At 69.3% G+C, this 19,332-nt stretch carries 17 protein-coding genes; 8 read left to right on the plus strand and 9 right to left on the minus strand.

The genetic code is table 11. The annotated features are described in order from the left end of the window. Positions 1-77: 77 nt before the first annotated feature. Both G6N45_RS11840 and G6N45_RS11845 read right to left on the minus strand, forming a co-directional pair. Positions 78-623 carry a DUF1003 domain-containing protein gene (locus G6N45_RS11840; RefSeq protein WP_163722515.1) on the minus strand — a complete coding sequence of 182 codons (546 nt, stop codon included), beginning with the start codon at positions 621-623 and terminating at the stop codon, positions 78-80. Further along, complete coding sequence (locus G6N45_RS11845) at positions 620-1,915, minus strand: magnesium transporter MgtE N-terminal domain-containing protein (protein WP_163722516.1); 1,296 nt, start codon at positions 1,913-1,915, stop codon at positions 620-622. The genes G6N45_RS11840 and G6N45_RS11845 overlap by 4 nt, the downstream gene beginning before the upstream one ends. A 25-nt stretch (positions 1,916-1,940) precedes the next feature. Between G6N45_RS11845 and G6N45_RS11850 the strand changes: the two genes are divergently transcribed. After that, the gene (locus G6N45_RS11850; protein WP_163722517.1) at positions 1,941-2,900 is read left to right on the plus strand and encodes an HpcH/HpaI aldolase/citrate lyase family protein; all 960 of its coding nucleotides are present in this window, start codon (positions 1,941-1,943) and stop codon (positions 2,898-2,900) included. Here G6N45_RS11850 and G6N45_RS11855 read toward each other — a convergent pair. Both G6N45_RS11855 and G6N45_RS11860 read right to left on the minus strand, forming a co-directional pair. After that, positions 2,897-3,295 carry a DUF4190 domain-containing protein gene (locus G6N45_RS11855; RefSeq protein WP_163722518.1) on the minus strand — a complete coding sequence of 133 codons (399 nt, stop codon included), beginning with the start codon at positions 3,293-3,295 and terminating at the stop codon, positions 2,897-2,899. The two genes, G6N45_RS11850 and G6N45_RS11855, sit on opposite strands and share 4 nt — an antisense overlap. 13 nt (positions 3,296-3,308) lie before the next feature. Continuing rightward, on the minus strand, positions 3,309-3,899 hold the full coding sequence (locus G6N45_RS11860; protein WP_163722519.1) for a DUF4190 domain-containing protein: 591 nt from the start codon (positions 3,897-3,899) through the stop codon (positions 3,309-3,311). A 120-nt stretch (positions 3,900-4,019) separates the two neighbouring features. Here G6N45_RS11860 and G6N45_RS11865 point away from each other — a divergent pair, with 120 nt between their 5' ends. Together G6N45_RS11865 and G6N45_RS11870 are read left to right on the plus strand one after the other, a co-directional pair. Beyond that, on the plus strand, positions 4,020-4,535 hold the full coding sequence (locus G6N45_RS11865; RefSeq protein ID WP_163722520.1) for a YflT domain-containing protein: 516 nt from the start codon (positions 4,020-4,022) through the stop codon (positions 4,533-4,535). A gap of 1 nt (position 4,536) precedes the next feature. Then, complete coding sequence (locus tag G6N45_RS11870) at positions 4,537-5,127, plus strand: suppressor of fused domain protein (protein ID WP_179965313.1); 591 nt, start codon at positions 4,537-4,539, stop codon at positions 5,125-5,127. A 9-nt stretch (positions 5,128-5,136) separates the two neighbouring features. Here G6N45_RS11870 and corA read toward each other — a convergent pair whose 3' ends face one another. Continuing rightward, positions 5,137-6,243 (minus strand): magnesium/cobalt transporter CorA, encoded by a 1,107-nt coding sequence (gene corA, locus G6N45_RS11875; protein WP_163722521.1) that lies wholly within the window; start codon positions 6,241-6,243, stop codon positions 5,137-5,139. Between the two features lie 187 nt (positions 6,244-6,430). On the opposite strand from corA, the gene G6N45_RS11880 reads away from it, so the two are divergent. Next, a complete protein-coding gene (locus G6N45_RS11880; RefSeq protein ID WP_057148356.1) occupies positions 6,431-7,573 on the plus strand; it encodes an NAD(P)-dependent malic enzyme in 1,143 nt (380 codons plus the stop codon). Between the two features lie 5 nt (positions 7,574-7,578). Next, positions 7,579-8,424, plus strand: a complete 846-nt coding sequence (locus G6N45_RS11885) for a glycine betaine ABC transporter substrate-binding protein (RefSeq protein WP_179965365.1) — start codon at positions 7,579-7,581, stop codon at positions 8,422-8,424. Positions 8,425-8,508: 84 nt separating this feature from the next. Here G6N45_RS11885 and G6N45_RS11890 read toward each other — a convergent pair whose 3' ends face one another. Next, positions 8,509-8,871 (minus strand): DUF732 domain-containing protein, encoded by a 363-nt coding sequence (locus G6N45_RS11890; protein ID WP_057148358.1) that lies wholly within the window; start codon positions 8,869-8,871, stop codon positions 8,509-8,511. Between the two features lie 124 nt (positions 8,872-8,995). Here G6N45_RS11890 and G6N45_RS11895 point away from each other — a divergent pair, with 124 nt between their 5' ends. Then, entirely contained in the window at positions 8,996-9,823 is an 828-nt protein-coding gene (locus G6N45_RS11895; RefSeq protein WP_163722522.1) for an SDR family NAD(P)-dependent oxidoreductase, read from the plus strand. 16 nt (positions 9,824-9,839) lie between these two features. Here the strand turns inward: G6N45_RS11895 and G6N45_RS11900 are convergent, their stop codons facing one another. Together G6N45_RS11900 and G6N45_RS11905 are read right to left on the minus strand one after the other, a co-directional pair. Next, positions 9,840-13,592 carry a multifunctional oxoglutarate decarboxylase/oxoglutarate dehydrogenase thiamine pyrophosphate-binding subunit/dihydrolipoyllysine-residue succinyltransferase subunit gene (locus G6N45_RS11900; RefSeq protein WP_246229075.1) on the minus strand — a complete coding sequence of 1,251 codons (3,753 nt, stop codon included), beginning with the start codon at positions 13,590-13,592 and terminating at the stop codon, positions 9,840-9,842. Positions 13,593-13,847: 255 nt separating this feature from the next. Further along, on the minus strand, positions 13,848-14,591 hold the full coding sequence (locus tag G6N45_RS11905) for a hypothetical protein (RefSeq protein ID WP_163722524.1): 744 nt from the start codon (positions 14,589-14,591) through the stop codon (positions 13,848-13,850). A 150-nt stretch (positions 14,592-14,741) separates the two neighbouring features. Here G6N45_RS11905 and G6N45_RS11910 point away from each other — a divergent pair, with 150 nt between their 5' ends. Continuing rightward, positions 14,742-16,016 carry a multidrug effflux MFS transporter gene (locus G6N45_RS11910; RefSeq protein WP_163722525.1) on the plus strand — a complete coding sequence of 425 codons (1,275 nt, stop codon included), beginning with the start codon at positions 14,742-14,744 and terminating at the stop codon, positions 16,014-16,016. 69 nt (positions 16,017-16,085) lie between these two features. After that, positions 16,086-17,918 carry an MFS transporter gene (locus G6N45_RS11915; RefSeq protein WP_163722526.1) on the plus strand — a complete coding sequence of 611 codons (1,833 nt, stop codon included), beginning with the start codon at positions 16,086-16,088 and terminating at the stop codon, positions 17,916-17,918. Here G6N45_RS11915 and G6N45_RS11920 read toward each other — a convergent pair. Beyond that, positions 17,915-19,306 carry an NAD(P)/FAD-dependent oxidoreductase gene (locus G6N45_RS11920; protein WP_163722527.1) on the minus strand — a complete coding sequence of 464 codons (1,392 nt, stop codon included), beginning with the start codon at positions 19,304-19,306 and terminating at the stop codon, positions 17,915-17,917. The genes G6N45_RS11915 and G6N45_RS11920 overlap by 4 nt on opposite strands. Positions 19,307-19,332 lie beyond the last annotated feature (26 nt).

A 19,332-nucleotide genomic window follows, 5' to 3' on the forward strand; every position in this document is an offset into this window, starting at 1 on the left:
AGCTGTGTGATCGCCTGTGAACCCCGTCACCATACCTATTCGGCTACGGCCGTGTAACAGCATTGGCCACAGCTGTCTCATCCGGATTTCCGGGACCGCCGCTCACCGGTGTCGGGTTTGCTCGATTCGCCGTCGCCCGCGGCGTCGGCAGGACGGAGCTCGACGAGCATCTCGCGGATCTCCTCGAGCTCGCGGCGCAGGTAGTCGCGGGTGGCCACCTCGCCGACCGCGAGCCGCAGCGCGGCGAGTTCGCGCGCCAGGTACTCGGTGTCGGCCTTGGTCTGCTCGGCACGCCTGCGGTCCTCTTCGAGCGAGACCCGGTCCCGGTTCTCCTGCCGGTTCTGCGCCAGCAGGATCAGCGGTGCGGCGTAGGCCGCCTGGGTGGAGAAGGCCAGGTTCAGCAGGATGAACGGATACGGGTCCCACTGCCAGGCGAACGCGCCGACGTTGAGGAACACCCAAACGATCACGAAGATGGTCTGGATCGCCAGGTAGCGCCCGGTGCCGAGGAAGCGCGCGAAGCGCTCGCTGACGCGGCCGACCGCCTCCACGTCCAGCCGCGGCGCGAACGAGCGGCTGCTCTTGGGCGTGTCGAGGCGCTGCCGAGCAGACAGGTCGCTCATGTCGTCCTCTCGGCGGTCACGATCTCGGGTTCGGCTTCACGCTCCCGCCAGTCGTCGGGCAGCAGGTGGTCGAGCACGTCGTCGACGGAGACCGCGCCGAGCAGGTGGCTCTCCTCGTCGACGACCGGGCCGCACACCAGGTTGTAGGCGGCGAAGTATCGGCTCAACGCACCCAGCGAATCCTCCGGCCGCAGGCTGGGCAGGTCTTTGTCGACCATGCCGCTGACCAGCGCGGCGGGTGGTTCGCGCAGCAGTCGCTGCAGGTGCACGCAGCCCAGATAGCGTCCCGTCGGCGTGGCGGTCGGCGGCCGGACCACGAACACCAGTGACGCCAGCGCCGGTGTCAGATCCGGATCACGCACGCGCGCAAGGGCTTCGGCGACCGTGGTGTCGGGCGCCAGGACCACCGGCTCGGACGTCATCAGACCGCCGGCGGTGTTGGGGGAGTGGCTCAGCAGGCGTCGCACGTCCTCGGAGTCCTCCGGGTCCATCCGGCGCAGGAGCTGCTCGGCGTCGGCCGGGGTCATCGTGCCCAGCAGGTCGGCCGCGTCGTCGGGATCCATCGCCTCGAGCACGTCGGCGGCACGCTCGGTCTTGAGCTGCCGCAGCAGCGCGACCTGCTCGTCCTCGGGCAGTTCCTGCAGCACGTCGGCGAGCCGTTCGTCGTCGAGCGCGTTGACCACCTCGTAGCGGCGCTTGGCGGGCAGTTCGCGGATCGCGTCGGCCACCTCGATGGGGCGCTGGCCCTCGAACTGCTCGAGCAGCTGAGCCACCCCCTGATCGGGCATCGCCAGCCCCGACGGCGTGAGGCCCTGGACGTGTTGCCAGTCCACGGTGTGGACGTTGCTGCGCCGGCCCAGCCGCCGCTGTGGACGGACGGCGACCTTGGTCACCACCCAGTCGCGCGTGCGGGTCTGCTCGATGCCCAGATCCACCACCACGACGTCGATCCCGGCCAGCTCGGTCAGCTCGGGGTCGTCGACGCGCACCCGGGTCTCGAGCACCTGGCCCAGCACCAGCACCTCGCCGGGACGTTGGGAGAAGCGGCGCAGCGACACACTGCCGGTGGACAGGGTGACCGCACCCGGTTCGATCGCGGTGACGCGCAGAATCGGCACGAAAATCCTTTTGCGCGTCAGCAATTCGATGACCAGACCGAGGACACGCGGTTGTTGGCGGACCAGGCTGATGCTGATCACCACGTCGCGCACACGGCCGATCGATTCGCCGTCGGGACCCAGCACCACCATTCCCGCGAGCCGGGCCGCATAGACCCTGTTGACCGACGCCATGGTTGTCAGAGTAGAGAGTGAGGTTGTGGAAAACCGCTATCGACCCCGTCGAACGTGCCTGTCAGTGCCGGGCAGCAGCGCGAAGATGATCGAGAAGGCGAAGACGCTGCCTGCCGACGAGGTGTTCCTCGACCTCGAGGACGCGGTGGCCGCCGACGCCAAAGCCCAAGCGCGCGAGCAGGTCGCGGCCGCGCTCGCCGAACCGGGATGGGCCGGGCAGTTGCGCGGGGTGCGCGTCAACGACTGGACCACTCCGTGGACCCACACCGATGTGATCGACGTGATCGGCCGGGCGGGGGCGTCCATCGACATCGTCGTGCTGCCCAAGGTGACCGACGTCTCACACGTGCACGCCCTGGATCTGCTGCTCGGTCAGGTGGAGGCCGCGCACGGTCTGCCGGTCGGGCGGATCGGCATCGAAGCCCAGATCGAGGACGCCCGCGGGCTGACGAACATCGACGCGATCGCCGCCGCCCCCCGCGTGCAGGCGCTGGTGCTCGGCCCGGCCGACCTGATGGCCAGCCTGAACATGCGCACCCTCGAGGTGGGGGAGCAACCGGAGGGCTACGACGTCGGCGACGCCTACCACCACGTGCTGATGCGGATCCTGATCGCCGCGCGCGCCAACGGGATCAACGCGATCGACGGACCGTATCTGAAGGTGCGCGACGTGGAGGCCTTCCGCCGGGTGGCCGGTCGGGCCGCGGCGCTGGGTTTCGACGGCAAGTGGGTGCTGCACCCCGACCAGATCGCGGCGGGCAACGAGATCTTCAGTCCCCGCCAGGAGGCCTACGACCACGCCGAGCTGATCCTGGAGGCCTACGAGTGGCACACCTCCCGGGCGGGCGGCGCCAGGGGAGCGGTGATGCTCGGCGACGAGATGATCGACGAGGCCAGCCGCAAGATGGCGCTCGTCATCGCAGGCAAAGGCCGCGCGGCCGGCATGCGCCGCTTGGGCGAGCGGTTCGTCCCAGCGAGCGGCTAGGGCGCCCACTGCCAGTTGCCGGCATACAGCAGCGTCGTCAGCGCGAAGTAGATGACGCCGACGATGATCAGCAGCGTGCTGATCACCACGGCGGCCACGGCGAGCCCGAAGCCGTTCTGGCCGGTGCGCCTGGTCTCGCGCATCGCGATGATGCCGAGCACCAGGCCCACGATCGAGGGCAGTCCGCAGCAGATCAGACCGCCCAGCGCGGTCGCCAGTGCCGCGATCGCCTTGCCGTTGGTGCCCGGCGGACGCGGCGGATACCCCGGATACGTGGTGTAGGCGGGGTACGCGGAGTAGTAGCCGGGCGGCGGTGGGCCCGGGTACGGCGGCGGATAGACCGGCGGCGGCAGCCCGGGATCGTCGAAAGGCTGCTCGGGGCCGCTCGTGGTCATCGGTGCCGCTTCGTCAGGAACTGAGGGCGTAGAAGTTCCACACCAGGCTGATCACCAGTGACACCGCGCCGACGGCGATACCGGCGACCGCGAGCCCGTGGCCGGCCTGACGGGTCTGCTTGATCTGGTTGAGCGCCAGGATGCCGAGCACGATCCCGACGATCGAGCCGACGAAGCAACACACCCCGACGATGGACGCGACCAGCGACGCGATCGCCATCGTGTTGGTGCCGGGAGCCGCGGGCGCGCCGTAGCCGTACTCGGCGTTCGGGTAGCCGCCCATCGGCGGAGGCGGGTAACCGCCCGGTGCGGTCCCGTAGGGCGGCGGCGGCGGATAGGCCGGACCGCCGTAGCCGGGGTAGGGCGCCGGCCCGGTGTTCTGATCCGGGTAGGGCGGTGCGTACCCGGGCGGGGGCGGGGGATACTCCGTCGGCGACGAGTACTGCGGCGGCGCCGGGTTGTAGGCCGGCGGCGGCGTGTAGTCGGGGGGAGTCGCAGACTGCTCGATCGGGGGCGCCTCGTAGCCCGCGGACGACTGCTCTGACCCGCCGGCAGCGGAGTCGGAACGGTCGTTTCGGCCTGCGTCGTCGTCCGAACTTGTCATGCTGATCAACCTAGCGTACGTACAGGTGAGCCGAGGGGAACGTGCAGCGGGGCACCTTTGGCCCGTCCCGAGCGTTGACCCAGCAACGAGGTGCTTTGCGGATCGAAGGAGTGCAAGACCATGACCAGCCCGTTCCAGCCAGGCCAGACACCGGGCGCTGCCGCGTCGGGCCGTGGCCGTCCGGTGGGTCTGCCCACCCCGCCCAAGGGGTGGCCCATCGGGTCCTACCCGACCTACGCCGAAGCCCAGCGCGCGGTGGATTACCTTTCCGACCAGCAGTTTCCGGTCGAGCAGGTCACCATCGTCGGCGTCGACCTGATGCAGGTCGAACGGGTCACCGGCCGACTGACCTGGCCCAAGGTGCTCGGTGGCGGCGTGCTCACCGGCGCCTGGCTCGGCCTGTTCATCGGCCTGATCCTGGGGTTCTTCAGCCCGAGCCCGTGGGGGTCGCTGATCACCGGTCTGATCGCCGGTGTGTTCTTCGGCCTGATCACGTCCGCTGTGCCGTACGCGATGGCGCGCGGCACAAGGGATTTCAGCTCGACTCTGCAGCTGGTGGCCGGGCGCTACGACGTGCTGTGTGATCCGCAGGGCGCCGAGCGTGGCCGGGATCTGTTGGCCCGTCTGAAGATCTGACGTGGCCGATGTCCTGGCCACGGTGCGGGCGAAGCTGCTCGACCACTTCGCCCGGGCCGGCGCGATGGAGCCCGACGAGGCCAGCGTGACCTTTCTGGGCACCGACCGGATGGTCATCCTGCGCTTCGGTGCTACCGAAGATGTTGCAGCGCACTATGTTTCGCTCGGTTGTTCGTCTCACCCGATGGTGGACCCCGGCGATCTGATGGCCGATCCCGTGCGCGGACCCCGTGCGGAGGTGATGGTGTCACTGCGCGGCCCGTCACCCGTCGGGCTCGCGCGCTCGGTGGCGGTGGTGGCCGCCGCGCCGGCGGTGGAGGGTTTGGTGCTCGAACCCGACGCGCTGATCGACCTGGAGACGCCGCTGTGGCAGGGCGCGCCGTTCACCGCGTTCCTGTTGGGCCGCAGCGACATCGGCGACGTCGCGCTGCCCGAGCCCTACTCCCCGGTGAGCGTGCTGTCAGCGGTGCCGATCACCGCGACCGAAGCCGCCTGGGTCCGGCTCAAGGGCGCGCCTGCGATGCGGGAGGCCTGGGAGCAGGACGGCGTCGACGTGACCGATCCGCGTCGACGGGCGGCCAGTCCGGCCTGACAGGGGCCGCTACAGCCAGTGGTTGCGCCGGAAGGTGCGGTACAGCAGCAGGCACACGGTGACCATCACCAGCAGCACCGCCGGATACCCCCACGTCCAGTGCAGTTCAGGCATGTTGTCGAAGTTCATGCCGTAGATGCCCGCCAGCGCGGTCGGCACCGCGGCGATCGCCACCCAGGCCGAGATCTTGCGCATGTCGACGTTCTGCTGCATGGCGACCTTGCCGAGCGCGGCCTGCACCAGCGAGCTGAGCAGTTCGTCGAAGCTGGCGATGCGATCGGCCGCCTTGATGGTGTGGTCGAGCACGTCGCGCATGTAGCGGCGGATCTCGACGTTGATCAGGTCGTCGTGGTGGGTGCCGATCCGCTCCAGGTCGGTGGTCAGCGGGCTCACTGCGCGCCGCATCTCGACCACCTCCCGCTTGAGCAGATAGATGGTCTCGATGTCGGTCAGCGGCCGCGGCGAGAAGATGTCCTCCTCCATCGCGTCGATGTCGGTCTCGATCAGTTCTGTCACGTCGAGGTAGGTGTCGACCACGCTGTCGGCGATCGCGTGCATCACCGAGTAGGGCCCCAGCTTCAGTGAGGCCGGCGAGGCCTCGAGCCGCTTGCGCACCCCGGCCAGTCCGCCGTGCTCGCCGTGGCGCACGGTCACCACGAAGTCGGGACCGACGAAGATCATGATCTCGCCGGTCTCGACGATCTCGCGCATGTTGGCGATCGACTCGTGGTCGACGTACTTCACCGTCTTGAGCACCAGGAACAGCGTGTTGTCGTAGCGCTCGAGTTTGGGCCGCTGATGGGCGTGCACGGCGTCCTCGACCGCGAGCTCGTGCAGACCGAACACGTCGGCCACGGCCTGCATCTGGTGCTCGTCGGGTTCGTGCAGGCCGATCCAGACGAACGCCGCTCTGCCCTCGGCCTCGATCGCGTGCACCTTCTCCAGCGCCGCGGCGTGGGTGTACTTGCCGGGCAGCCGGTTGCCGTCGCAGTAGACGCCGCAGTCGACCATCGCCCGTGCGACCGGGACGTGGATACGGCGGGCATCGGGATCATCCGGTCGGGGCCGACCGCCCTGACGCATGAGCGACGGCGGCAACGCGCGAAACGACGGCATGCGAGAGACCTCCCTCCGGATACTCCGTGCCCCCAAGCTAGTCGGATCGTACGCGGGGAGCCTGGCCGAAACCCCTCACCGAGGGCCAACCCGTTCCTGTGAGAACAGGCGGTCGGTTACCCTGACGCCCGTGGCGGACAGTGCTGTTTCCCCTTCGCGTGAGCCTTCGGCGGCGCGGACCCCTCAGGTGGTCGTCGAAGACCACGAGATCTTCGAAGCGCACGAGGGCGGCAAGCTCTCGGTGGGGATGAACTCACCGCTGGACACCCAGCGCGCGCTGTCGATCGCCTACACCCCGGGGGTGGCGAAGGTCAGCCGGGCGATCGCGACCGACAAGACGCTGGCGGCCCGGTACACCTGGGCGCACCGGCTGGTCGCCGTGGTCAGTGACGGAAGCGCGGTGCTCGGACTCGGTGACATCGGCGCCGCGGCCTCGCTGCCGGTGATGGAAGGCAAGAGCGCGCTGTTCAAGGCCTTCGGCGGGCTGGACTCCATCCCGATCGTGCTGGACACCAACGATCCCGACGAGATCGTCGAGACGCTGATCCGGCTGCGGCCGACCTTCGGCGCGGTGAACCTCGAAGACATCTCGGCGCCACGCTGTTTCGAGATCGAGCGCCGGGTGATCGAGGCGCTCGACTGCCCGGTCATGCACGACGATCAGCACGGCACGGCGATCGTCGTGCTCGCGGCGCTGCACGGCGCGGCCACGGTGCTGCAGCGGGACATGCACACGCTGAAGATCGTGATCTCGGGCGCCGGTGCCGCCGGAATCGCCTGCGCGAACATCCTGCTGGCCAAGGGCGTCGGTGACATCACGGTGCTCGACAGCAAGGGCATTCTCTCCTCGGCCCGCAGCGACCTCAACCCGTTCAAGGCCGAGCTGGCCACCCGGTCGAACCCGCGCGGCCTGCACGGCGGGCTGGCCGAGGCGCTCGACGGAGCCGATGTGTTCATGGGGGTGTCGGCCGGGCTGGTGCCCGAGGAGCTGATCGCCACGATGGCCCCGGGCGGCATCGTGTTCGCGATGTCCAACCCCGATCCCGAGATCCATCCCGATGTGGCGCGCAAGTACGCCGCGGTGGTCGCGACCGGACGCAGCGACTTCCCGAACCAGATCAACAACGTGCTCGCGTTCCCCGGGGTGTTCCGCGGGGCGCTCGACGCCGGCGCCCGGCGGATCACCGAGAAGATGAAGGTCGCGGCGGCCGAGGCGATCTTCTCGGTCGTCGGCGACGACCTGGCGGTCGACCACATCGTGCCGAGCGCACTGGACCCGCGCGTGGGTCCGGCGGTGGCGGCGGCGGTGGCCGCCGCGTCCGAGGACTGAGTCGGCTGCGTCGGACATGGCGGCTGGCGGCCGCGCTGACCGTGGCGGTGCTCGTGGCCGCGTGCGGCGGGCGGCCTGCGCCGCCGCCGGTCCCGGTGGCGGCGACCGCCGACCCGCAGGCGCAGCTCGTCGCGCACCTCTACGCCTCCGCGCTGGGGTTCTACGGAAGTCCGGCGCAGGTCCGCACGTCGGAGGATCCGCTGGCAGGGTTGGACTCGGCGGACGCCACCGTCGTGCCGGGGTTCACGGGACGGCTGCTCGAGCGGTTCGACCCGGACGCGCCCGCCCGCTCCGACGTGCAGGTGTACCGCTCGCTGCTCTCCGCGCTGCCCGAAGGCGTGGCCGCAGGCGACTACACGGTCTCGGCTGAGGACAAGCCCGCCGTGGCGGTCACCGACGCCGCGGCCGGAGAGTGGGGTCGCGACGTGTCCGCATTCGCGCGACGCTGTCCGGACGTCGCGGTCGGCGCGGTCAAGGGCGCGCCGCGGCCGTCGTCGCTCGGCACCTGTGCACTGCCCCGCGCGCGTGAGTTCGTGGATGCAACAGAGCTTTTCGCGTCGTTGCGGGCCGGAGAGGTGGACATGGCGTGGACGTCGACGGCCGCTCCCGATGTGCCGTCGGACGTGGTGATGCTCTCGGACAAGACGTCGCTGATCCGCGCCGAGAATCTGGTTCCGCTGTATCGGCGCAACGTGCTCGGTGAGTCGCAGGTGCTCGCGCTCAACGAGATCGCCGGGGTGCTGGACACCGGGTCGCTGGCCGACATGCGGCGCAAGATCGCCGAGGGCGCCGACCCGGGCCTGGTCGCCGGGCAGTGGCTCGACGCGCATCCGCTCGGCACGAGCAACTAGCGGCTTGTCGGCGAGCGCGCGCGTTTGTGCGTCGACACGCCGCACACTCCGGGCAGTGTGCGCGCGCTCGCGGCGATCGAGCGCTCAGCCGAAGAAGGAGAACGGCACCCCGTCGGTCAGCGCGGTGACCGCGCGCGGGCAGAAGATCTGGATCGCCAGCCCGGTGAACATCGTCGCCGGCCCGAGGGGGCGGCCCAGTTCGTCGGCCACCTTGGCGGCGACGTCCGCGGCGTTCTGTCCCGGTTCGGCGAGCATCGGGCACACCTGCTCGCCGACGCGGGTGGCGGTGCCCGCGTCGATGTCACCCAGGCGGTAGTGGTCGAGCGCCGAGAGGAAGACATCGGTGGTGGAATCGGCCTGGGCGGGCGCTGCGGACACGGTGGCCGCCGCCGCGATCGTCACGGTGGCCGCCACCAACGTCGCCACGGCCGGGAACCTGAACGTCATGCCCTTATTGTCGTCGATGGGACGCGCGGCATTACGCGTCCCTGGCCGCCCCCTGCGGATACCGGTACCCGCGGTACCGCTATGGTGGGCCGAACTGGACACACGTCGAACAACGGGAGCGGATATGCAGGGCTTCGCGGGAAAGGTGGCCGTCGTGACCGGCGCCGGCTCAGGCATCGGTCAGGCGCTGGCGATCGAGCTGGGCCGCTCGGGCGCCCACGTCGCCATCAGCGACGTCGACACCGAGGGGCTGGCCGCCACCGAGGAGCGGCTGAAGGCGATCGGGGCGCAGGTCAAGGCCGACCGCCTCAACGTCGTCGAGCGCGAGGAGTTCCACCTCTACGCCGACGGCGTCGCCGAGCACTTCGGCAAGGTCAACCAGATCTACAACAACGCCGGCATCGCGTTCACCGGCGACATCGAGATCAGCCATTTCAAGGACATGGAACGGGTGATGGACGTCGACTACTGGGGTGTGGTCAACGGCACGAAGGCGTTCCTTCCGCACCTGATCGCCTCCGGCGACGGACACGTCGTCAACGTCTCGAGCGTGTTCGGGCTGTTCGCTGTGCCGGGCCAGGCCGCCTACAACTCCGCGAAGTTCGCGGTGCGCGGGTTCACCGAGGCGCTGCGTCAGGAGATGGCGCTGGCCGGTCACCCGGTGAAGGTCAGCTGCGTGCATCCTGGCGGCATCAAGACCGCGATCGCCCGTAACGCCACCGCCGCCGAGGGGCTCGACGCCGACGAACTGGCCAAGACGTTCGACAAGAAGCTCGCCAGCACCACCCCGGAGAAGGCCGCCCAGATCATCCTCGACGGCGTCCGCAAGAACAAGGCCCGGATCCTGGTCGGCAACGACGCCCGGATGTTCGAGTACGTCATCCGCTTCGTCGGCGCCGGCTACCAGGGGCTGTTCCCGCGGGTCGTCGCCCGGCTGACGCCCAAGCAGTAGCCGCCGTCGAAGGCAGCTACCCGAACGCCTCGTCGATGATCTCCTGCTGCTCGACGGCGTGCACCTTCGACGAGCCCGACGACGGTGCCGACATCGCGCGCCGCGAGATCCGCTTGATCCCGGCGAGGTGATCGGGCAGCAGCTCGGGCAGCGTCAGCCCCATCGTCGGCCAGGCGCCCTGGTTGGCCGGCTCTTCCTGCACCCAGAACTTCTCCCTGGCGTTCGGGTAGCGGTCCAGGGTCTCGGCGAGACGGCGCTTCGGCAGCGGCGCCAGCTGCTCCACCCGCACGATCGCCACGTCCTCGCGCTTCTCCTTGGTCTTGCGCGCCGCCAGCTCGTAGTACAGCTTGCCGCTGGTCAGCAGGATGCGCGTCACCTTGGACCGGTCGCCGTCACCCTCGTCGTAGGTGGGCTCCTCGAGCACCGAGCGGAACTTTTGCTCGGTGAACTCCTTGAGGTCACTGACCGCGGCCTTGTTGCGCAGCATCGACTTCGGCGTGAACACGATCAGCGGCCGGTGGATCCCGTCGAGGCCGTGGCGGCGCAGCAGGTGGAAGTAGTTCGCCGGTGTCGAGGGCATCGCGATCGTCATCGACCCCTCGGCCCACAGCAGCAGGAACCGCTCGATGCGGCCCGACGTGTGGTCGGGACCCTGCCCCTCGTGACCGTGCGGTAGCAGCAGCACGACGTCGGAGAGCTGACCCCACTTGGCCTCACCGGAGCTGATGAACTCGTCGATGATCGACTGCGCCCCGTTGACGAAGTCGCCGAACTGCGCCTCCCACAGCACCAGCGCATCGGGATTGCCCACCGAGTAGCCGTACTCGAACCCGACCGCGGCGTACTCCGAGAGCGCCGAGTCGTACACCATGAACCGGCCGCCGGTCGGGTTGCCGTCCGAGTCGACGGTCAGCATGTCCAGCGGGGTGAACTCCTTGCCGCTCTTGCGGTCGATGATCACCGAGTGCCGCTGGGTGAACGTGCCGCGGCGGGTGTCCTGGCCGGTCAGCCTGATCGTCCTGCCCTCGGCCAGGAACGATCCCAGGGCCAGCAGTTCGCCGAACGCCCAGTCGACTTTGCCCTCGTAGGCCATCTCGCGGCGCTTCTCGAGCACCGGCTTGACGCGCGGATGCACGTTGAAGTCCTCGCCGAACGCCAGGTGCGCGTCGCCGATGCGCTGCAGCAGCGACTTCTCCACCGCCGTGTTGGTGCCGGCCGGGACCATCTGGTCCGCTTCGACCGAGTGGCTGGGTTCGATGGCGTGCTTCTCGAGTTCGCGGACCTCGTTGAAAACCCGCTCGAGCTGACCCTGGTAGTCGCGCAGGGCGTCTTCGGCTTCCTTCATCGAGATGTCGCCGCGGCCGATCAGCGCTTCGGTGTAGCTCTTGCGGACCCCGCGCTTGGTGTCGATGACGTCGTACATGTTGGGCTGCGTCATCGACGGGTCGTCGCCCTCGTTGTGCCCGCGCCGGCGGTAGCACAGCATGTCGATGACGACGTCCTTCTTGAACTTCTGCCGGAAGTCCATGGCCAGCTTGGCCACCCACACCGCGGCTTCGGGGTCGTCGCCGTTGACGTGGAAGATCGGCGCGCCGATCATCTTCGCGACGTCGGTGCAGTACTCCGACGAACGCGAGTCGTACGGCGACGTGGTGAAGCCGATCTGGTTGTTGACGATGATGTGGATCGTGCCGCCGGTGCGGTAACCGCGCAGCAGCGCCAGGTTGAGCGTCTCCGCCACCACACCCTGCCCGGCGAACGCCGCGTCGCCGTGCAGCATCATCGGCACGACGGTGAAGTCGTTGGACCCGTTGGTCTCCTCGCCGGTGTCGAGCGTGTCCTGCTTGGCGCGCACGATGCCTTCCAGCACCGGGTCGACGGCCTCGAGGTGGCTCGGGTTGGCCACCAGTGACACCGCGATGTCGTTGTCGCCGAACATCTGGATGTACGTGCCGGTCGCGCCGAGGTGGTACTTGACGTCACCGGAGCCGTGCGCCTGTGACGGGTTCAGGTTGCCCTCGAACTCGGTGAAGATCTGGCTGTAGGGCTTGCCGACGATGTTGGCCAGCACGTTGAGCCGGCCGCGGTGCGGCATCCCGATGACGACCTCGTGCAGACCGTGCTCGGCGGCCTGGTCGATCGCCGCGTCCATCATCGGAATGACGGTCTCGGCGCCTTCCAGCGAGAAACGCTTCTGCCCAACGTATTTGGTCTGCAGGAAGGTCTCGAACGCCTCGGCGGCGTTGAGCTTGGACAGAATGTACTTCTGCTCGGCGACCGTCGGCTTCTCGTGCTTGACCTCGATGCGGTCCTGCAGCCACTGCTGCTGCTCGGGCTCGAGGATGTGGGTGTACTCCACCCCGACGTGGCGGCAGTAGGCGTCGCGCAGCAGGCCAAGGATGTCGCGCAGCTTCTTGTGCGTCTGGCCGGCGAACCCGTTGACCTTGAACTCGCGGTCGAGGTCCCACAGCGTCAGCCCGTGGGTGTTGACGTCCAGATCGGGATGGCTGCGGAAGCGGGTGTTGTCCAGCCGCAGCGGGTCGATGTCGGCCATCAGATGACCGCGGTTGCGGTAGGCCGCGATCAGCTCGATGACGCGGGCGTTCTTGTCCTCGATCGAGTCCGGGTTGTCGATGCGCCAGCGCACCGGCTCGTAGGGGATGCCGAGCTCACGGAAGATCTCGTCGTAGAACTCGTCGTCGAGCAGCAGCTGATGGATGGTGCGCAGGAAGTCGCCCGACTCCGCGCCCTGGATGATCCGGTGGTCGTAGGTGGAGGTGAGCGTCATCAGCTTGCCGATGCCGACCTCGTTGATGCGTTCCTCGCTGGCGCCCTGGAACTCCGCCGGGTACTCCATCGCGCCGGCGCCGACGATCGCGCCCTGGCCCTGCATCAGCCGCGGCACCGAGTGCACGGTGCCGATGGTGCCCGGGTTGGTCAGCGAAATCGTCACGCCGGCAAAGTCTTCGGCGGTCAGCTTGCCGTCGCGGGCGCGGCGCACGATGTCCTCGTAGGCCGCGATGAACTGGCCGAACCGCATGGTGTCGCAGTTCTTGATCGACGCGACGACGAGCTGCCGACCGTTCTTGCCCACGAGGTCGATCGCGAGGCCCAGGTTCGTATGGGCGGGCGTGACCGCGGTGGGCTTGCCGTCGATCTCGGCGAAGTGCCGGTTCATGTTCGGGAACTTCTTGACCGCCTGCACGATCGCGTAACCCAGCAGGTGGGTGAACGAGATCTTGCCGCCGCGCGTGCGCTTGAGGTGGTTGTTGATGACGATGCGGTTGTCGATCATCGCCTTGGCCGGGATGGCCCGCACGCTGGTGGCGGTCGGCACCTCCAGCGACGCCGACATGTTCTTGACCACGGCCGCCGCGGCCCCGCGCAGCACCTGTGTCTCGTCGCCGTCCTGGGCCGGCGCGGCCTTCTTCTCGGGAGCTTTCTCCGCAGCCTTGGCCGCGGGGGCCTGCTCCTTCTTCTCCGGAGCCTTCTCCGGCGTCGCGGCCTTCTGCTTCTCGGCGGGCTTCTCGGGCGCCTTGTCCTTCGGTGCAGCCTCGGTGGCCTTCGGCGCGCCGTTGCTGCTCGCCGCCTTCGGCGGGGGCGCAGGCGCGGGCTCGGGCGGACTCACCGGGGCCGACGACCGGCGCGGGGCGGAGGAGCCGTTACCGCCGGAGGTGGCGTCGGTGGTGGGCTCGGGGGAGTAGTCGACGAGGAACTCGTGCCAACTCGGGTCCACCGACGAGGGATCCTCGCGGAACTTGCGGTACATCTCTTCGACCAACCACTCGTTCTGACCGAATGGTGAAGGTGAATTCACGGCTGCTGTTCGCCTCAATTCTTCGTTCCCGGCCAGTGCTCCGCTGCAGCCGGCCACCCCTTGTTGAACCCGGTGTGCGGGTACCCGAGTTTCCGCCGTATAAAGGCTAGCGCTTCGGCGACCGGCGGGACCACGCAACGTCCTTATGGTCATTGCGGACACGCCGAGCGGCGCACGGGCTGCCGTCCAGCGGTGCGCGGACCGCGGTCAGGGGCGCGGAGCGGGCAGCAGGTGCAGGGGCGCGGGCCACCGCGGCGGCGGGGCGCCGAACGCGTTGCGCGCGTTCGCGACGATCTTCTTGCCCATCATCCGGTTGCCGACGCCGCCGACGACCGCCCCGATGCCGACCGGCAGCATCTTGCCGAACATCATCACGCCCCGCTTGAGCGTGTAGCGCTTGACGAAGTACCTGAGCAGCCGGTTGTTGAGCTGGGACACCACGGGCAGCGGCAGCGAGGCCGCGCCGTCGGACAACCAGCCGCCGCTGACGCGGCTGCGGCCGAGCAGGTCGGCCACCGCACCCCTGCTGTCCTCGCCGACGAGCACCGCAAGCACCAGCGCGCGGCGCCGTTCCCGATGCTCGGCGGGAATGCCGTACACCTCGGCGACGGCCAGCACGTAGACGGCCGTCGCCTCGAGGAACACCACGGTCTCGCCGGCGACCGCGGACATCGCCACCAGCGTGCCGATGCCCGGGAAGGCGGCCGCCGAGCCGACGGCCGCACCGCTCGCCATCACCGCCGCCATGTAGTGCTTCTCCAGCTTGGCGACGATCTCGGCGGGGCCGGCTTCGGGGTTGGCGGCCCGCAGCCGCGCCACGTAGGACCGGACCGCGGGTCCCTGCACCCGCGCGCCGCGCTCGATGATCTGGCTCAGCGCCTTGGCCGCGGCGCCGGGGTCGTCGTCGGTGACCGCGAGCTCCTGGCTCTTGGCCCGTGACCATGCACTCATCGGCGGCCTCTCGTCGTACGGACTTCCCAGGCTAGTCCTCGGAAACACGCAGACAACGAACGGCGACCGGCCCGCGGTGCCGCGACGTGACAGCGGTCACTGTTCGCGCAGCGGGGAAGGATTTATTGAAAAGCGGCGCTAACCAATTGCATGGCAGTATCCCCAGACGTGGACGTGACGCCGCTGGAGACCGCACCGGCGGCCCAGCCCGGCCGGATCCGGATGATCGTGGTGCTGGGCCTGCTGGTGGCGCTGGGCCCGCTGACCATCGACATGTACCTGCCGGCGTTGCCGAAGATCGCCGACGACCTGTCGGTGTCCTCGTCGGTGGCGCAGTTGACGTTGACCGGCACGCTGGCCGGCCTGGCGCTGGGCCAGCTGATCATCGGTCCGCTGTCGGACTCGCTGGGCCGCCGCAAACCGCTGATCGGTGGCATCGTGCTGCACATGCTGGCGTCGCTGCTGTGCCTGTTCGCCCCCAACATCGCGGTACTGGGCATCGCTCGCGGGCTGCAGGGCGTCGGCGCCGCGGCGGGCATGGTGGTGGCGATCGCGGTGGTCGGCGATCTCTACAAGGACAACGTCGCGGCGACGGTGATGTCGCGGCTGATGCTGGTGCTCGGCGTCGCGCCGGTGCTGGCCCCGTCGCTGGGGGCCGCGGTGCTGCTGCACGCCTCCTGGCACTGGGTGTTCGCCGCCCTGGTCGTCGCCGCGGGCGCGTTGCTGGTGATGGCGGTGCTCGCGCTGCCGGAGACGCTCCCGGTCCGGCACCGGCGTCCGCTGAAGGTGACCGGCATCGCCCGGACCTACGCCGAGCTGCTGCGCGACACCCGGTTCGTGATGCTGGTGCTGGTCGCCGCGCTGGGCATGTCCGGGCTGTTCGCCTACATCGCGGGCGCCTCGTTCGTGCTGCAGGGCCGCTACGGCCTCGGGCAGACGGCGTTCGCGCTCGTGTTCGGTGCGGGCGCGATCGCGCTGATCGGGTCCACCCAGTGCAACGTCGTGCTGCTGCGGCGCTTCTCCCCGCAGCAGATCATGGTGTGGGCGCTGGCCGCGGCTGCCCTGGCCGGTGTGGTCTTCGTCGCGGTGTCCGCGGCACACGTCGGCGGCCTGTTCGGGTTCGTCCTGCCGGTGTGGGCGATCCTGGCCGCGATGGGGCTGGTGATCCCGAATGCCCCCGCCGTTGCGCTGACACGCCACCCCGACGCGGCCGGTACCGCTGCGGCGCTGCTGGGCGCCTTCCAGTTCGGCATGGGCGCCGCCGTCGCGCCGGTCGTGGGCGTGCTGGGCAACGACGAACTGGCGATGGCGGCCGTGATGGCCACCGGCGTGATCGTCGCGCTGGCCGCACTGCTGCTGACCGGCGAGCACCGTGCTTCGGCCGCCGACGCGGACGCCGTCGCGGCGGGTGCCGACTTGTCGTGAATCTCGCCGGTCCGTAGCGTCGGCCGGAACCGTAGCCATTCGTCGATTGATGCCCAGTTGTCTTCCACCATGCTCGAATCCGTGACGCCGCGCGCCCCGGGGGTCAACCCCTGGCACGCGCTGTGGGCGCTTCTGGTCGGCTTCTTCATGATCCTGGTCGACGCGACCATCGTGGCGGTCGCGAACCCGGCGATCATGGCGAACCTGGGGGTCGGCTACGACGCCGTGATCTGGGTGACCAGCGCCTACCTGCTGGCCTACGCGGTGCCGCTGCTGGTGGCCGGACGCCTCGGCGACCGGTACGGACCCAAGAACGTCTACCTGCTCGGGCTGACGGTGTTCACGCTGGCCTCGCTGTGGTGCGGGCTGGCCGACACGATCGGTGTGCTGGTCGCAGCGCGGGTGCTGCAAGGGGTGGGTGCGGCGTTGCTCACCCCGCAGACCCTCTCCGTCATCACCAGGACGTTCCCGGCGCAGCGGCGCGGCGTCGCGATGAGCGTGTGGGGAGCGACGGCCGGGGTGGCCACGCTGGTGGGCCCGCTGGCCGGCGGTGTGCTGGTCGACCACCTGGGCTGGCAGTGGATCTTCTTCGTCAACGTGCCTGTCGGCCTGGTCGGTCTGGCGCTGGCCGTGCGGTTGGTGCCGACGCTGCCGACCCAGGGCCATCACTTCGACCTGCCGGGTGTCGTGCTCTCCGGTGTCGGCATGTTCCTGATCGTTTTCGCGCTGCAGGAGGGGCAGTCCCACGACTGGGCGCCGTGGATCTGGGCCACGATGGCGATCGGTGTCGCGGTGATGGCGGCGTTCGTGGTGTGGCAGTCGGTCAACCGCGGGGAGCCGCTGATCCCGCTGGCGATCTTCACCGACCGCGATTTCTCGATGTCCAATCTCGGTGTCGCCACGATCGGATTCGTCGCCACGTCGATGATCCTGCCGCTGATGTTCTACGCCCAGGCGGTGTGCGGGCTCACCCCGACGCGGGCGGCGTTGCTGACCGCCCCGATGGCGGTCGCGACCGGTGTGCTGGCCCCCGCGGTCGGCAAGATCGTCGACCGCGCGCACCCGCGGCCGGTGATCGGGTTCGGTTTCTCGGTGATGGCGATCGGGCTCACGTGGCTGTCGGTGGAGATGACGCCGACGACTCCGATCTGGCGGCTGGTGCTTCCGCTGACCGCCATGGGCGTGGGGATGGCGTTCATCTGGTCGCCGTTGGCCGCGACGGCCACCCGAAACCTGCCGACGCAGCTCGCCGGCGCGGGATCCGGGGTGTACAACACCACGCGACAGGTCGGGTCGGTGTTGGGCAGCGCGGGCATGGCCGCGTTCATGGCGTCCCGGCTCTCGGCGGAGATGCCCGGCGCGGCGGATGCGGCCCCGCAGTCCGAGGGCTCCGTCGCGCAGTTGCCCGGCTTCCTGCACGCCCCGTTCGCGGCCGCGATGTCGCAGGCGATGCTGCTGCCGGCCTTCGTCGCGCTGTTCGGTGTGGTGGCCGCGCTGTTCCTGATCGGCATGGTCGGCTCCCGGTTCGCCCCGGCTCCGGCCACCCCACAGCCCGCCGAGGCCGGCGTCGACGACGACTTCAACGACGACGACTTCAACGACGACGACTTCAACGACGACGAGTACGTCGACGACGACGAGTACGTCGAGTACGTCGTCGACTGGGGCGGTGCTGACACCGACGCCGACGCCGACACCGACGTGCTCGATCGGGCCGCCCCCGAGCCGCCGGCCGAGCCCATCGATCGCGGCGCGGACGCCGAGACCACGACCCACGAATGGCGCGCCATCCTCGACCAGCTCTTGTCCGAGTCGGCGCCGCGCAACGGACACAACGGGTCTCCCGCCGACGGCGACGCGAACTCCTACGGCAGGCACTCTCGCGGGCCGGATACCGCCTAGCCGCGCTCCATCAGGGCCTCGAGCTGCGCGTTGGTCTTCGTCAGCGCCGACGTCAGCGCACCGAACGCCCGGTCCCGCACGCGCGGCTTGTCCGCGAAATCCGGGAACAGGTCGCGCAGCACGTTGAGCCTGCACGCCTTCAGCCAGTCCATCAGCTCGGGATCCTTGAGCCAACGCACCTGAGCTTCGTTGTCCGACAGCAGGATTCGCAGCCAGTCCACCGGCGCGTCGGGGTGGGGGATCGGCGCGCACAGGTCGTTGCGGATGGCGTCGTCGTCGTAGCCGGCTTCGACATGGGCGATGAACGCCGAGCTGAACACCTGCTGGCATCCGCGCACGCTCTGCAGCGTGATCCGGCCGCCGTCGAACACCGGCACCGACGGCGGCCGTGGCAACCCCTGGGTGGTGCAGTCGACGTACAGCGACGGCGTGGGTACCTCGACCTGTCCGTCGCGCAGCACGATGCGGTCGTGCTCGGCGCGTTCCAGGTGGCCCAGCCGCACCACGTCCTCGATCAGGCGCAGCTGCTCGAGCTCACCGGCGGACACGATGGCGCAGTGGTACATCGTCGGCGTCCTGCCCGGATCCAGACGAAAGACGGTGCCGTCGGCCTCGAGTCGCAGGAACAGATCGTCGACCGACGTGGCCTCAGCGATGGCCGCCATCCGGGAAGCGATCGACTCCCGCAGCGTCTTGACGAACCGCTCGCCAGGCTGGATGTCGGCGCGGTTGAGCAGCCACGAGTCGCGCGGCATGATCCACCGCAGTCGCTCGGGCCCGACGCCGGAGCGCATCAGCCAGAGACAGCAGTCCATGCCGGTCTTGCCGCCGCCGACGATCGTGAAGTGGTCCCGGCCGGCCGCACGGCGCGGCAGGTCGTTGGGGGTGACGGCGTCCACGCCGTCGTCGACCGAGAACGGCGCCGAACGCATCGACTGCACGACGGTCAGCAGATACGTCGCGTCCACCACCCGGCGCCGCACCGTCACCGTGTGCTCCACCCCGTCGAGGGTGCGAAACCTGTTGTCGCCCAGATGATGTGACGACGGAAAATACGACAGCCGGCCGGTCGGCAGCAGCTGGTGGCGCATCACCTGGTCGTAGTAGGCGCACACCTCGTGGCCGCTGGCCAGCTCGAAGAAACCCGCGTTCGGCCCGGTCTCGTCGATCCAGTCCTCGTTGCCCAGCGCACGCGAGTTCACGCCGTAATACGCCGAGGGCTGGTGCAGCCGCACGAACGGATACACCCAGTTCCAGTGGCCGCCGGGCTGGTGGTTGTCGTCGACGAGCACGATCGTCGCATCGGTCTCGCTGAGCATCGTGTCGACGAACGCCATACCCATCGCGCCCGCGCCGATGACGAGATAGTCAGCCTCGATGCTGCTCATCGGCGCCACGCTACTTCAAGCCGCCC

It is taken from the genome of Mycolicibacterium psychrotolerans, from assembly GCF_010729305.1.
GTDB classification, from domain to species: domain Bacteria; phylum Actinomycetota; class Actinomycetes; order Mycobacteriales; family Mycobacteriaceae; genus Mycobacterium; species Mycobacterium psychrotolerans.